The organism is Chitinophagaceae bacterium, from assembly GCA_016713085.1.
GTDB lineage: Bacteria > Bacteroidota > Bacteroidia > Chitinophagales > Chitinophagaceae > Lacibacter.
Window position 1 is genome coordinate 575027 of record JADJPV010000002.1, and the last position, 14468, is coordinate 589494.

At 39.2% G+C, this 14468-nt stretch carries 17 protein-coding genes, 1 tRNA gene and 1 pseudogene; 5 read left to right on the forward strand and 14 right to left on the reverse strand.

The genetic code is table 11. The features are described 5' to 3' along the window. Positions 1–5: 5 nt before the first annotated feature. On the forward strand, positions 6–899 hold the full coding sequence (locus IPK31_15250) for a glycosyltransferase family 2 protein (GenBank protein MBK8089179.1): 894 nt from the start codon (positions 6–8) through the stop codon (positions 897–899). 6 nt (positions 900–905) lie between these two features. Here IPK31_15250 and IPK31_15255 read toward each other — a convergent pair whose 3' ends face one another. The 3 genes from IPK31_15255 to IPK31_15265 all read right to left on the reverse strand — a co-directional run bounded on the left by IPK31_15255 (position 906) and on the right by IPK31_15265 (position 4522). After that, entirely contained in the window at positions 906–2015 is a 1110-nt protein-coding gene (locus IPK31_15255) for a glycosyltransferase family 4 protein (GenBank protein MBK8089180.1), read from the reverse strand. A 1-nt stretch (position 2016) separates the two neighbouring features. Beyond that, entirely contained in the window at positions 2017–3090 is a 1074-nt protein-coding gene (locus IPK31_15260; protein ID MBK8089181.1) for a YfhO family protein, read from the reverse strand. A gap of 100 nt (positions 3091–3190) precedes the next feature. After that, a complete protein-coding gene (locus IPK31_15265; protein ID MBK8089182.1) occupies positions 3191–4522 on the reverse strand; it encodes a hypothetical protein in 1332 nt (443 codons plus the stop codon). 140 nt (positions 4523–4662) lie between these two features. On the opposite strand from IPK31_15265, the gene IPK31_15270 reads away from it, so the two are divergent. Both IPK31_15270 and IPK31_15275 read left to right on the forward strand, forming a co-directional pair. Beyond that, a complete protein-coding gene (locus IPK31_15270; GenBank protein ID MBK8089183.1) occupies positions 4663–4872 on the forward strand; it encodes a hypothetical protein in 210 nt (69 codons plus the stop codon). Positions 4873–4953: 81 nt separating this feature from the next. Beyond that, positions 4954–5752 (forward strand): annotated as a pseudogene (locus IPK31_15275) (queuosine precursor transporter). A 1-nt stretch (position 5753) separates the two neighbouring features. Here the strand turns inward: IPK31_15275 and IPK31_15280 are convergent. Genes IPK31_15280 through IPK31_15300 form a run of 5 tightly spaced genes read right to left on the reverse strand, consistent with a single transcriptional unit; the run spans position 5754 to position 9492 of the window. Further along, the gene (locus tag IPK31_15280; protein ID MBK8089184.1) at positions 5754–6206 is read right to left on the reverse strand and encodes an NUDIX domain-containing protein; all 453 of its coding nucleotides are present in this window, start codon (positions 6204–6206) and stop codon (positions 5754–5756) included. Positions 6207–6263: 57 nt separating this feature from the next. After that, the gene (locus tag IPK31_15285) at positions 6264–7202 is read right to left on the reverse strand and encodes a magnesium transporter CorA family protein (protein ID MBK8089185.1); all 939 of its coding nucleotides are present in this window, start codon (positions 7200–7202) and stop codon (positions 6264–6266) included. Positions 7203–7229: 27 nt separating this feature from the next. Continuing rightward, positions 7230–7802, reverse strand: coding sequence for a DinB family protein (locus IPK31_15290; GenBank protein ID MBK8089186.1), 573 nt, complete (start codon positions 7800–7802; stop codon positions 7230–7232). A 38-nt stretch (positions 7803–7840) separates the two neighbouring features. After that, a complete protein-coding gene (locus tag IPK31_15295; GenBank protein ID MBK8089187.1) occupies positions 7841–8620 on the reverse strand; it encodes a diaminopimelate epimerase in 780 nt (259 codons plus the stop codon). Beyond that, entirely contained in the window at positions 8617–9492 is an 876-nt protein-coding gene (locus IPK31_15300) for a nucleoside phosphorylase (protein ID MBK8089188.1), read from the reverse strand. The genes IPK31_15295 and IPK31_15300 overlap by 4 nt, the downstream gene beginning before the upstream one ends. A 96-nt stretch (positions 9493–9588) precedes the next feature. On the opposite strand from IPK31_15300, the gene IPK31_15305 reads away from it, so the two are divergent. Together IPK31_15305 and IPK31_15310 are read left to right on the forward strand one after the other, a co-directional pair. After that, positions 9589–9659 (forward strand) — tRNA-Cys (locus tag IPK31_15305). A 55-nt stretch (positions 9660–9714) separates the two neighbouring features. Next, a complete protein-coding gene (locus IPK31_15310; protein ID MBK8089189.1) occupies positions 9715–10113 on the forward strand; it encodes a hypothetical protein in 399 nt (132 codons plus the stop codon). A gap of 5 nt (positions 10114–10118) precedes the next feature. Here IPK31_15310 and IPK31_15315 read toward each other — a convergent pair whose 3' ends face one another. The 6 genes from IPK31_15315 to IPK31_15340 all read right to left on the reverse strand — a co-directional run bounded on the left by IPK31_15315 (position 10119) and on the right by IPK31_15340 (position 14253). Further along, a complete protein-coding gene (locus IPK31_15315; protein ID MBK8089190.1) occupies positions 10119–11048 on the reverse strand; it encodes a hypothetical protein in 930 nt (309 codons plus the stop codon). A gap of 111 nt (positions 11049–11159) precedes the next feature. Further along, positions 11160–11417, reverse strand: coding sequence for an SET domain-containing protein-lysine N-methyltransferase (locus tag IPK31_15320; GenBank protein ID MBK8089191.1), 258 nt, complete (start codon positions 11415–11417; stop codon positions 11160–11162). Between the two features lie 17 nt (positions 11418–11434). After that, the gene (locus tag IPK31_15325; protein MBK8089192.1) at positions 11435–12412 is read right to left on the reverse strand and encodes an ATP-grasp domain-containing protein; all 978 of its coding nucleotides are present in this window, start codon (positions 12410–12412) and stop codon (positions 11435–11437) included. Beyond that, positions 12409–12591, reverse strand: coding sequence for a hypothetical protein (locus tag IPK31_15330; GenBank protein ID MBK8089193.1), 183 nt, complete (start codon positions 12589–12591; stop codon positions 12409–12411). Before IPK31_15330 ends, IPK31_15325 begins: the two co-directional genes overlap by 4 nt. 13 nt (positions 12592–12604) lie before the next feature. Next, positions 12605–13741, reverse strand: a complete 1137-nt coding sequence (locus IPK31_15335) for a hypothetical protein (protein MBK8089194.1) — start codon at positions 13739–13741, stop codon at positions 12605–12607. A 17-nt stretch (positions 13742–13758) separates the two neighbouring features. Then, entirely contained in the window at positions 13759–14253 is a 495-nt protein-coding gene (locus tag IPK31_15340) for an SET domain-containing protein-lysine N-methyltransferase (protein MBK8089195.1), read from the reverse strand. Positions 14254–14468: the final 215 nt, after the last annotated feature.

Genomic DNA, 14468 nt, shown 5'->3' on the forward strand with positions numbered 1-14468 from the left:
ATGTTATGGCGAAAATTGGCTTGGTAACAGTTCTGTTTAAGAGTGATGATGTGCTGCCCGGTTTCTTTAAAAGCATTTCAGAACAAACACACAAAGATTATATTCTCTATCTCGTTGACAATTCTGTTAATGAAGTTTCCAATAAAGTGATTGAAACCTGTCTTGCTGATTATCATGTAACTGAGCACAGGCATATAAAGAATTCAGCTAATGTTGGTGTGGCTGAAGGAAATAATATCGGCATCAAACAGGCTTTGGCTGATGGATGCACACATGTCATGATTCTGAACAATGATATTGAAATTGAACAGAACACTGCATTCGGTACTATGATTTCATTGTGTGAAAAGAAAGGCGAACATATTATTGTTACGAAAGTATATTATTACTCCGACCGTAAAATATGGATGGCTGGCGGCAGTATGAATAAATGGCGGGCATTGGGCATTCATTATGGGTACAATAAAGAAGACGGACCTGAATATGACATACCCAAACATATCACTTATGCACCAACCTGCTTTATGCTGGTTGAAAGCAGTGTGTTTGAAAAAGTGGGATTGATGGATGAAAAGTATTTTGCTTACTACGACGATACTGATTTTGTGTACAGGGCCTGTGCGAAGGGATACAGGCTTTATTATGAGCCTGCTATTACTATTCTGCATAAAGTATCTTCTTCATCCCGTGGTGATTCTTCTCCTTTTTATATTTATTATTCCAACAGGCACAAGCGCTATTTCATCCGTAAGAATTACAACGCATTTATAAAGTACTTCGCACTAGGATATACGTTCTTTACAAGGATTACTTATTATCTACGATTTAATAAAGAGCAGCGGAAAAAATTAGTGCAGGCATTGAAAGATGGAATGGACTACCCGGTTGTGAAAAGCTGAATCGGCTTATGCTAAAGAAGCAATAATCTTCTTTATAATATTTTCCCAGTAATAAAACTCATAATATGCAGCAGGAGTTTCTGTTGATGTATTACTGTTATCAACGATTGCTCTTGTAAAATTTATCCAGTCGTTATCTGCAACGTTTACGAGTTTTCCATCACATACATTTTCTTCAATACCAATGGCTCCGCTTTTTGTGGAGATAACGGTTGTGCCGAATGCGATGGATTCGATCATTTTTGTTTTTACTCCACCGCCACTCTGAACAGGATTGAGAAAAAGATCGGCTGACTTGAAGTAAAGTTCAATATCATCAACAAATCCTGCATAGTGAATATGCTGATTCTTCCATTCTTTTAATTCATTCAGTTCAGCAGGAAGACGTTTGCCGGCAACAAGAATATTATACTGAAGAGATGATTGCAGCAGAAGTGGATTGATCTGCTCAAGGATGATGTTTAAAGCATCCAGGTTTGGTTTGTAATCTAACAGGCCATTAAAAAACAAAAGGCTGTGTTGGGGATTAAAACCATGTTTGCTGCAAACAAGTTCTTTACTTGATTGTTTATCCAAAGGCATTGACTTTTGATTAATACCATAAGGAACCAGTACACATTTTTCGGGTTTCAACTGGAGATGCTGAATCATCCATTGCCTGTCTTCTTCTGAAATACAAAAGATGGCATCAGCTTTTCGTAACACCCAGCTTTCGTATAATTTCAAAACAGACCACCAGCTTTTGCCCAAGGTTCTGAAACGTTCATATTCGATATTATGAGTATGAACGATGAGTTTGATGTTGCAGCTTTTTTTCAATAACCAGCCCAGCCACCCAAGATAGGGGTGCTCTATAATAACGGTATCAATCTCCTGTTCTTTGATCAACTTTTTCAGGCGGAAGAAAGAACTGATATCTGCATATCTGGATCGGCTCTTTTTCAGCAGGGGGTGAAAAGAATAATTCTTCGCTAATGAAGCGTCATTATCAGCTGTACCTGCAACATGCAAAACACATTGCTCACCCAATGATTGACTGAACTGAGCAATGAATTTTTGTCCGCCGGAAAAAAAAGGAAGATACTGGTAGGGTACAATGTTCAATACCTTCTTCATGTTATGCCTGCTTACTTGTTTTCCAGGCCATGAATAAACCGCCGAATACAATTAAGTAAGTAAGAATCGCTGCAATTAAATCAAGTCTGTCGCCTAATTTATAAGAGTAAGGTTCAAACCTGAATTCAATTTTATGTGTTCCTGCAGGAATGGCTAAGCCACGCAATGCATAGTTTGTTTTTACAATCTCTGACTTCTTGCCGTCAATGAATGCATTCCATCCTGCTGTATAATATACTTCACTGAATACGGCAAACTGGTTGCTATTGGCCTGTGATTCGTAGTTGATGATATCATTTTTGTTTTCAATCAGCTTAATGCTTGATGCCGAATCATAAACCGGTGCGTTTGGAATCAGTGATTTGAATTTCACCTGTACAACCGCTGTATCACGCAGATCAGTGCTGTCAAGAGCTCTCATTTCTTCTTTCCCATTTTCAACATATTTTATTCCTTTCACCAGCCAGCAGGGACCAAAATTTTCCGGATTCATTTGTGCAACAGGTTGACCGTTTTGCGGATTCTGTACAATGAAATATTTAGTATTGAGCATATTCAATACCTGCATATTGTTTTTGCCGATCTGGTTTTCAATCAGGTCCTGGTAGATCTGCAGTTTGGCAGGATGATAACCACCAATTGAATTATGATGATAAGAAGTAACCGATTCATTGGTAAAATCAACTGTTGTGTTGAACACACGGTAATAACCTTTATCCTGCTTAATCATTTTATCAGCATCGGTCATGGCAAATGCATTGTTAAACTCATCGGGATCAACAAAATTGTTTTCATTGAGATAACGTCTTCCAACAGTTAATAAATCAAACGCACTCAATACAAGTAATATCGCCATCACAGGAACAGGTTTCAGCTTTTTGTTTGTGGCTAACCAGATTACAATCAGTGTAAGTGCCAGTAGAATGATGGTTCTGATAAGATCACTTCCGAACAATCCTCTTCTGTCGGCCTGGATAGCTGTGATAAAACTTTTGCCGAATGTTTCGGCCTGCTGCTGCATTTCAGGAGTTGGTTGCTTGCCCTGTGCTGCCTGCTGCAGCATGGCGCCACTCATGTTCTCTTTTATTCTTGCATCATTCGGTGAAACATAATCGAACGTAAAATATAAGTAACCCAGAATTACAACAAGAACCCCTGCTGTAATTGCGGTTTGCTTAAATGCTTTTTTTTACAGCATCGGCAGTTGCAGTTCCAAACAACAGGTTGTTTGCTGCAACAGTTGCCAGTATTACAAAACACAATTGCGGTAATACCAGGCCCATGGAAGGTGCACGGAATTTTTTATACAGTGGTAAGTAATCAAACAGGAAATAGTTGATGAAATCAACATTACTGCCCAATGCAAGAATGATTCCAAACAAACCCGCAGCAAACAAACTCCATTTCAACCATCCCTTTTCAAAGAACATGGCAAATACAAACAACAGAATAATCACAGCCCCAAAATAAACAGGACCTGAAGTTGGCTGCTGTTTTCCCCAATAAGAAATGCCATTTGCATTCTGCAATGCCTGGTCTTCGGGGTATCCAACTTCCATCAGCTTATCAGCGAACTTTGATGTTTTGTATTCATTACCTCCATTGCTTCCACCATAAATTCCGGGAACTAATAAAGTAAATGTTTCAGTGAGACCAACACTGTATTTGAATGCATAGTCTTTATCCAATCCACCGCTGGTTGTATTCTTATCTTTTGTTTCTTTTAATTCACTTACACCACCACGCATACTTTCTTTTGCATATTCCCATGTAGTTAAAGAACCCAGTGCATTCGTACCTAATGAAATAATACCGATGACCGTTGCAATGGCAAGGGCTTTGAATGCAGTTGACAGTTCTTTCTTTTTGAAACTGTCAATTAAAAAACCAACTGTGATTGCTCCCAGTATAATGAGTGTATAATAAACAATTTGTAAGTGATTTGTACTGAGTTGCAAAACCAATCCAGTTGACAGTGCCGCACTACCCAGCCACCATCTCTTTTTGAAGAGCAATAATAAACCGGCAATTGCTAATGGTGCATATCCCAGTGCAAGCATTTTTGTATCATGTCCGGCTCCGATTATAATCGGATCGTATGTAGAGTAGGCATAAGATAAAGCACCCATAATAGCAATCCATGGATTAATTCCTAATACCAATGCAAGTAAATAAAAACTTAAACAGGCCAGGAAAAAGAAGTTGGCGGGTTTTGGTAAGCTGAGTGTTAATACATAACTCACATAATAGAAGGATACTTTATGTGTGCCTTCTAATGCAATCTGATAAGTGGGCATTCCACCGAACATGCTGTTGGTCCATTTGGGAAAATGGCCGAGTTTTTCTTTCTGTTCAAAAGACTGCTGGGCCATCCCTTTCCAGCCAATATTGTCGTGTGCGTTCAATACTTTTCCTTCAAATGCAGGTTTGCAATAGATGAGTGCAACCACAACAAAAACAGCAACGGCAATGGCGTGAGGAATCAGCTTTTTAAAATCGAAGTTCATGTGATATTTTTTATTGCTTTTTTATTTGCCACATAGTATGCCCGTGAACTATTTATCCTGGTAATGAATTTCTGTTCATGGGCATTTCATGTGCAAAAATTTTCAGTTTCAGTGAGGCAAAATAATGGTATTTTGGGGGATTGACAGCATTTTTAACAGATGAAAAGATTTTTGTTTTTCTGCCGGGTGGCTTTTATTCTCAATCTGCTCTTCTTTGTTTATCTATTCCTGCGGTTTCAACCACTTATTACATCCCAGGCATTGATTTCAATGATTGTGATAGGGGGTTGGTTTTTAAGTATTCTGATGAACTTTTTAGTGGCAGGCTGGTTATTAATTCTGCTGCTTAAAAAGGAAGAGCAGCTAAAGGTAAACTGGATGATTTTATTTAATTCGGCAGTATTTATCTTTCAACTCCTTTACTATTTCTTATGATTCATCAAATCATCAAAGACAAATCAACAAGACTGTTTATCATCCTCGGCGGTTTCTTTATTGCCAATGCACTGATTGCAGAGATCATCGGGGTGAAGATTTTTTCGCTGGAGAAAACACTTGGCTTATCGCCGATGGATATTAAACTGTTCGGGAACGTATTGTCGGTGAATCTTACTGCCGGTGTGCTATTATGGCCGGTTGTTTTTATCATGACAGACATCATCAATGAATACTACGGTATGAAAGGGGTGAAGTTTCTTTCTTATTTAACAGCCGGGTTAATTGCTTTTGCTTTTCTCATTTTCATCCTGGCAATGAAGCTTGTACCTGCTGATTTTTTATTACCAGCAAACAGGGTAGCGGTGTTCCTGATATGGAGAAAGCGTATAACAGTGTATTAGGGCAGGGAGGTTTTATCATCATTGGTTCCTTAACAGCTTTTATACTTGGTCAGCTGGTGGATGTATTTGTTTTTCATAAAATCAAAAGGCAACTGGTGAGAAGAGTATCTGGTTACGGGCAACAGGCTCAACATTAATTTCCCAGTTCATTGACAGTTTTGTGGTGCTGTTCATTGCTTTTTATATTGGTACAAGAGTCAACAGCAAGGGCAATGATTTTGTGTGGCCTTTCAATTTATTTATTGCAGTGGGAATTGTAAATTATATCTACAAGTTTATTGTAGCAATCATACTCACACCTGTTATTTATCTTGTACACAACCGGATCGAGAAATATCTTGGTCATGAAAGAGCTGCTGAAATGAAAACGGCTGCAATGCAGGATGAGTGAGTTAATGCTTTTCTTTCAATATTCTTGCAACCACTTTGTCAATTGGAAGAGTAACAGCCTCTTCACTAAAATCAGCCCAGTCAATTAAGCGGAACACTTCCGATTCACCCATTGGATCAGCAATTTGATGCGGCTCAAAATCAAAGAGCTTTTGTTTGAAGCTTACCGTAAATGGGGCTAATGGTTTTACAAAATAGTAAATGGAGATGATCTGGTGCGCCGGATTAAATGCACTCATCTGGAAATAATCGGTTGTATAAATATGATCACTGATTTCAACTTCCAGATTCATTTCTTCTTTCATTTCCCGTTTCAGGCAATCTCTTGTTCCTTCGCCCAATTCTAAGCCGCCGCCAGGAAATTTGGTGATATATGCACCACGGATAAATTCATCACTAACCAATACCTGCTTATTATCTGTGATGACGATTCCGTAAACTCTTATATTAAACATATGCTATTAGTACTGTTTAATGATTCATTTTTTTATTCCCCTTCAGGGGTTAGGGGCTCAGAATTTTCTTTTACGCATGAAATAAATGCCAATGATAACGGACATGATTACGGATAATAAAATGGGGAAATAAAATGCAAAGCTGGAAGTTTGGCCGGGTATGGGAACATTCATTCCATAGATGCTGGCCACCAATGTTGGCAACTGCAGCATAATGGTAATATAAGTCAACCTCTTCATTACCTGGCTCTGGTTAATACTGATCACACTGGCAAAAGCATCGAGTGATGAGCTGAGGATATTGGTGTAAGTGTTCGCCATTTCAAGTGCCTGGCTGGTATCTACAATCAAATCCTGTAAAATTTCATCTTCATCATCATTGAGGGCAAGAAAATGTGTACGCTGTAATTTCATCAACAATAATTCATTACTGCGTAATGCTGTAACAAAATAAACCAGGCTTTTCTGGATCCGCATCAGATCGAGCAGCTCTTCATTCCGGTTGGCATCATAAAGTTTCTGTTCCAGCAGGTTTCTTTTATGATTGATTTCTTTCACAAATTCCATATAGGCCTGTACCACTTTTTCAAAAATCTTCAGCACCATCAGGTTCTTTTTATCCGGATGACGGTTTTGAAATGTGTTCAGGAATTTTTTAATTGCTCCGTTATCAAAGGAGTTAACGGTTACAATCTGGTTATGCGTTAAAATGATACAGATGGGAATGGTGATGTAAAATGCATCACTGTCGTTGAACGAATTATTTTCTGTGGGTGTTTTAATGACAATCAGCCTTACATTATCTTCCTCTTCAAAGCGGGAACGTTCATCAATATCCAGTGAATCTGAAAGAAAATCGAGGGGGATGTCCAGCGCTTCTGCAACTTCAGAAAATTCTTCCTGTTTTAACGGCGGAACAATGTTAACCCATGAACCTGCTTCAGGTTTTTCAATTGCAAGGGTGTGGCCGTGTTCATTTTTAAAATATTGCAGCATAGCGGCGCAAAGGTAACGAGCTGAACCTTATTCTGCGACTGAAAATTCCTGCGCTTCATTTTTCCTGCTACGCATGGTTTTGTAATGATGTGTATTGTGGAATAAGTTGAAATAAAGCAGCTCTCTGATTGTGATCATTCCGAGTACAGGGTGAGGGATCTGATAGTTATCAATATTTTCATCTTCCCAGTAATAACGTACCTGGTCAAGGTATTTCTTTGCTGTATGTTCAAAGCGGGTAATTAATTTTTCCTTAGCGTCTTTTTCCTGTTTAATAGCCGGTACAAACCGCTTTTCTGTTTCAAATCCTTCATCTATTTTTTTGTAATAAACTTCAACCAGTTCTTCGTAGGTTAAAGATGTATGTTTTGGCTTGCCAAATTTCCATTTTAAAAGGAATTTCGGCAAAAACAATCCAAACCAACTCCTTTCCATACTCAGGGAAAGATGTTCGAGGTTTTCAGCAACAGACCATTGTTCGGATTTATAGAAAAAATAAGGCACTTCCAGTTGACGGCATTGTTTTACAATATCCTCAATGGTATTTTCAGCGTGGTTCAAAATCTGAAACTTATTTAAATGATAGCGTTTTGCAATCATTGGGTGTTGGTTAGGGTTTGAATTAAAATTATACAGGGTTATAACTCAACTGAACCGGAAAAAACAAACTTTGCAGGTCCGCAAAGCCAGATATCTTCAAAGCTTGTATCCGATTTCTTTTTAAATTTCACTTTCAATTCACCTCCCGGTGTCACTATTTTTTTCTCCTGTGTTCCAATTATATCATCACTTGCTGCTATTGCGGCGGCTGTTACACCTGTGCCACAGGAAAAAGTTTCTGCTTCAACTCCACGTTCATATGTGCGTACACTCAGATGTGTGGAATGAACCTGAACAAAATTAACATTGATCCCATTTGTACGAAAGGGGGTGGAATTGCGGATGCGTCTTCCTTCGGTAAAAACATCCGTTTTTTCTACATCATTATCCCACTTAATATAATGTGGTGAACCTGTGTTGAGGACTGAATGATCAGTTGCTTTTTCAATTTCATCTACATCCTTCATTTTCAATTCAACCCAGCCGTTTTCTTTCAGCACAGCTTCGTGAAATCCGTCTGTAGCAAGGAATCTGGCCGTTTTGTCAATAACATTCATTTGTTTGGCAAAGGCCACCAGGCATCTTCCGCCGTTGCCGCACATGCTTCCTTCAGCACCATCTGCATTGTAATAAACCATCTCAAAATCATAACCTTCTTTTAGCTGTAATAACATTAAGCCATCGGCTCCAATGCCGAATCTCCTGTCGCATAAAAAGGCTATTTCTACGCTGGTTAACTGCGTAAAATTACCAAGTCGATTATCGAGGATAATGAAGTCGTTACCGGTTCCCTGATATTTATAGAAGTCAATTCTCATATTGTCGAAATAATTCCGAGCGATTTTTTAATTAAAGATTCAACGGCTGCACCGCCATCTTTGCTGAATTCTTTCTTTACACGGTTGGCAACAATAGCGCTGACAGACAGGCATTGATGCCCCATTAATTTACCCAAACCGTAAATGGCTGATGTTTCCATTTCAAAATTAGTAATTCTATGCTGACCAAATTGAAACTGTGTAAGCCTGTCAACAAAGGAAGGATTTGAAAGACCTAAACGAAGTACTCTTCCCTGGGGGCCATAAAAGCCCGGACTTGTAACAGTAATACCATGATAATATCCTTCTACAAAATGTTTCAGCAATTGTGAACCTGCTCCTGCAATGTATGGATGCGATAAATTGTCCTGTACCTGTGTATGTGTTACAAAAGCCTGGATCAATTGTTTTTCTTCATCATTATTTGTATGTCTATAAAAATGAAGCAGGTTATCAACACCAAGTCCATGTGTTGAAACTACAAATCCATCAACCGGAATATCTGCCTGCAAACCACCTGATGTACCAAGACGAATAACCTGGAGAGAAGTAAGAGTTGGTTTGATGGTTCTTGAATCAAAATCAATGTTCACCAGTGCATCCAGTTCATTCATCACAATATCAATATTGTCGGGGCCAATGCCTGTTGACACAACAGAAATTCTTTTTTTGCCAATAAAGCCGGTATGAGTTATAAACTCCCGGTGCTGATTTTTGTACTCAATACTGTCAAAGTGTTTCGAGACTTCTTTTACACGATCAGGATCTCCAACAGTGATAACAGTAGTGGCTAATTCTTCCGGACGGACGTTTAAATGATATATTGCTCCCCGATTATTAATAATGAGTTCGCTTTCTGCAATTCTTTGCATAGTTCTTTGGGTGAATTTACCCGAATATACTACATTTGCCCCTCACAAATTGGTCCTGATGTCCGCCGGTTGGCGGATAGGCAGAACTCACAAAGTGGTCCTGTGGCCGAGTGGCTAGGCAAAGCTCTGCAAAAGCTTCTACAGCGGTTCGAATCCGCTCGGGACCTCCGAAATGAAAGGCGTCAGAACACAACTGGCGCTTTTCTGTTTAAACAATTGTTTATGCGTTACTCCAATTATATTGGCATACTGGCGGGCATTGTAATGGTCATTGCAGCAACATTCCCCTGGATTTATATTCCATCAATTCAAACAACGGTTTCCGGGTTTGGATCTGATACCATTACCAAATTTGGCAAACCTGTGTTGATGAACATCATTTTCCTCGTGATCAATATTGCTTTCTTTCTGATTCCTAAACTTTGGGCGAAGAGGATGAATCCATTTGTAGGGGCAATCAATTTTGCATGGGCATTGAGGAATCTTCTATTACTATCTACCTGCCGCAACGGCGAATGCCCAGACAGACAGATCTGGCTGTATATTTATTTTGGCGCTTCTATTGTATTACTGATAATGACTTTATTGCCTGAATTGAAAGAGAAAAATAATAATCAATAATACGGCTACGCTACTGAAGATAAAACAGGTTCCGGTTCAAATTCTTTTTCATCTTCCGATTGCAGTTCAACCCTGTGCAGAATATCTTTTAAAGAAGCCAATCGCTGAATCATATACGGAACAGTATCTAATCCACTTACGAACTTGAGAATATAGGTATAGATACCAATCAAGTCTCCGGCCTGAATTGTTTTTCCATTTATGTTTGAAGAGATAATCAGCGATGCAGTAATGATCACCATCACCAGTAACTCCATCACACCAAAATTCCATGCTTCCTGGTCGCTGATGCGGATCTGCCATTTACGAAGTTTATTATAATGATCGTTGATACGGATCGTATTTCTTGTCGCCAGTACATCAATTTGCTGTTCAAGTTCATCGTTACGCAGTTTATTCAGCTTACGCATCCGTTTACCATAAATATAACTGGTGACTGTTACGGGTATCAGCATTAACATACAAAGAAGCACAACCTGTGCATCATAAAAGAACAGTAAAATGAGTGAACCAACAATATTGTAAGCGGCTTCTATTACATAGTTGAGATCAAATTCGAGGAAGTCAATAAATTCTCTTGATAAAGTAGAGTGGGCGCTGAGTTTGGAAAGCTCTTTGTTTTTATTGCGGCTCACCATCTTCACTACTAAGGAAGTATAGATATCAGAATAAGTTCTTGAATCGTAGCGGGGACGGATAGTACCCGTAACAACGCATACTAAATGTGCGGCAACGAGGTAAATTAAACCATTATAAGATCCTTTGATCAATCCATTAACGGCTTCACCCAAAAAGTAAGGACGCATCAAAAGGCCCAGCATTTCAACTGCAAACAAACTGTAGGTGAGCAACAGCTTATACTTGTGCTTTTGAACAATCGTTTGGATAACCCATTTCCCAGGCATAAAAACTCCTTTGCTTTTTAAAATCTTCAAAATAGACTGTGCAGAATCGCCGGAGTTTAGTGAAAGAAGTAATTTCTTTTTCCGGCAGAATGGATTAGTAAGGGTTCTGCAAAGATAAGCCGTTGGAGGTTGGGGTTAAGGTTAACTCTTCCTGAAGTTTTGTTCCCGCAGTGTAACAGAATTCCCTTTATTGCCTGAAACTATTTTGCGGCAATCGGGCGCACCACACTGGCAGTCAAAGGTTTCAGCCGCTTCATCAAGCAGATTTGCATAGTCCATTGTGAGTTCATCGCCTGGTAAAATTGGCTTTATTGCCAGCAGATTAAGGCCAAAATAGGCAGTGTTTGGACTGCAGGAATGGTTCTGGGGAGCCCATTCGGAGGGATTATTATCCCACAAAACATATACTTCGCTGCTCAGGGAACTGCATAATGTTTGAACAAAAGCTTCTCTTCGGGCAGCCAGTTTTCATCAACAAAGCGTTTGGTAACGATGCGCTGCGGACGTTCTTCACCTTTAAAGATGACTTCACCAACATGGATTGATTGGGTTGCATAAATGCCAAAGCCGGCAATAGAGTTGCCCTTCATGATATACTTCTTCTGCCTGCGTTTGTGGCGGGCAATTCCTTCTTCAATGATATGCTGTAAAAAACCAGCCTGGCCAATGCCATCGGCTTTAATAATATAATCGGCGCTGCCTTCGTACCCATCGGTATAAAAAACAGAACAGGTAAAGTTTACTTCAAGAAAAAAAATCTTACCGGCATCATTCATTCTGAAATCCATTCTTGCATAACCAACGCCGCCAAAGCTTCTGAAAATTCGCTGGGCAGCTTCTGTTAATTGCTGTTTGATGGTAGGATCGGTAACAGGAATATTACTCTCAGGATGCAGTTCAGATGTTTTGAGTGCATAAGTTTTAAAAGTCCGGCCTTCAGGAAAAATAAATTCAATGGGTTGAAACACGGAACATTTCTTTTCATCTTTTGCATTGGCTGCAACCAGTACTGTAAACTCACGGCCTGCAATATATTCTTCCACTAATAGCTGAGGATAAGAAGAAAGAACAGTTGCTGCTTTTTGTTTTAACTCATCAAGATTGTTACAAACTGAATGTTCATCAATCCCTAAACTGTCGCCGGCTTTTGCAGGTTTTACAAATAATGGATAGGAGAGATGCTTTACCTGATTCTCTAACTGATCAACCGTTTCAATCAAAGCATAATTGGCTGTTGCCACACCTTCTGTATAAGCAACATATTTCATTAATTCTTTTGGCGGATCGTATAGCAATGTGTTTGGTCCGGTAAAAGGAAGGTTTAATAATTCAAGTGTATAGATCACATCAATGGAAGGAACTTCCCATTCAAGATAGCCTTCGCATAAATTCACAAAACAGTCGTATCCTTTTTACTCAGCTCCAGTAATTGTTTATAGGTAGTGAGTTTATTCAGCGATACATGATCAAACTGAATACCGGGAAGCAAATGCGATAAGTTGCGTGGAGGATCGTAGTATTGATAATCAACAGCGGAAGTGGAGTAATCGGGTTGTAAAACACAAATCTTCATAATACGGTTGCAGTTATCTTACCACCACTGCCTTTTTTTGTTTTTGTTTATGACGCTGCATTGCATCCTGTAAAATATGTAAGATAAGGCTTGCATAACTCTGGTTGCTCAACCGCACAATGGCACCAATGGATGTATAATTTTCATCTTCACTTAATCCGCATTGCGCATTTACTTCCAGTACATACATGCGACCGGTTGCTTTATCCATGCGGATGTCCACTCTTCCGTAACCCGTTCCGCCAACAGCACAATAAGCTTTCCAGCTCAGGTCCATGATCTTTTTCTGTAAGCTGATAGGAGGCAGATGGTATTGATAAAAATCTTCTTCTTCACCCATGGATTTTTCTTTTTCATAGGTTTCCCATAAACGGTCGAAGGATAAAAACTTTTCAGTATCGGGTAAGTCTTTATGAAAAATGCGTTCAACAGGAACATATACTTTCCTGCTTCTTGGTGAATGATGCGATCCTGAAATAAAGACGGTGTATTCCGGTCCGTTAATAAACTGTTCTGCTACCAATCCGCCGAAAGAAAAATCCCAGCCACGGTAACCATCAAATAATTCTTTCACCAGTGTTTTTAATTCTTCATCTGTATGAACTACGTTCTTTACACCCAATCCCATACTGCCGCCGCTAACAGCGGGCTTTACAATCATGGGTGTGCCAACACGTTCACAAATACCGCTGAGCTTTTGTTTGGCATGATGAATGGGAACCCATCCTGCATGGGCAATCCCTGCTTTATCAAACAACTCCTTCATCACAATCTTGGAAGTAGTGTTGTCATAAAAAGCAGCATCAGCACCGGTGAAGAGTAATCTTTTTTCTTTGAGATAATGAATAACGGATACACCGGGAGTTCCGTTTACCTCATCGCCATCACATAAATTCAATACCAATGGAGTTTGAAAAGAAGTGGTGGTTGCTATATCGTCAATGATTTCTTTAAAGTTGAGTTGTGTTACCGGCTGCCATTTCCAGTCGAGCTTTAATTCTTCAAACACCCTTGTGTATTCATCAATGCTTTGTGTAAAATCGTAGTAGTAATCAAGATTGGCATCGTTGGTTTGGAGATGCGGTGCCAGTACCCATATAAACAAAGGATGCTCTGTAGCAGGAAGAGAAAGTAACGGGTTCGAAAGCATACTGTAAATGTAAAAGATTAATCTTTTAATTGATTGATTTTTGACTGAATAAAATCAGTTAACCTGTACTTCGTTAATGTATCAGCAGGTAATTCTTTTGCACCTTTGATGGTACCAATACAACTGGCTTCACCACATAAACAATGAAACGGTTCAGCCATGAACCATTCTGTTGATGGATAAAAGAAGGTAAACTCTGTTCCAGGTTCAATGGTTTGCAATGCAACAAGCTCCATAGTTGTTGTATTGAAGAAGGCATTGGGGTTGCAGCTGTGATTAATGTATTGCAGAAATTCAGGATGAAGAATGATATGTTTCACTTCTGAAACCTGTACTGTGTATTTGGAAGGATGATCGTGAATAACACTTGAACCGAAGCTGCAGATAACATCGTTTGGCTGGTAGGTTTGTGTGGATCGTAACAGTTGATGATCAGATCCGGACAGCTGATGAATTTCAGCAAAACCAAAGTGACCTGTAACAATGGTTGTTGCAGCGGTTGTTGTACTCATGAATGGGTTTTAAGTGTATAAGTAATGAAATTAATAATAGATGATTAATAATAACAATAGTTTAATGCAATGTTGAATGATTGTGTATAAATGATTGGGTAATTAAAACCCGGTTTCAATGCTGAATGGGGTTTATAAAGGGGTAAAAAGGTTATGCCTGAAAGCCGGAGTAACCACCGGGTACCTGGCTTTTATCAATGTGCTGGGAAACATGA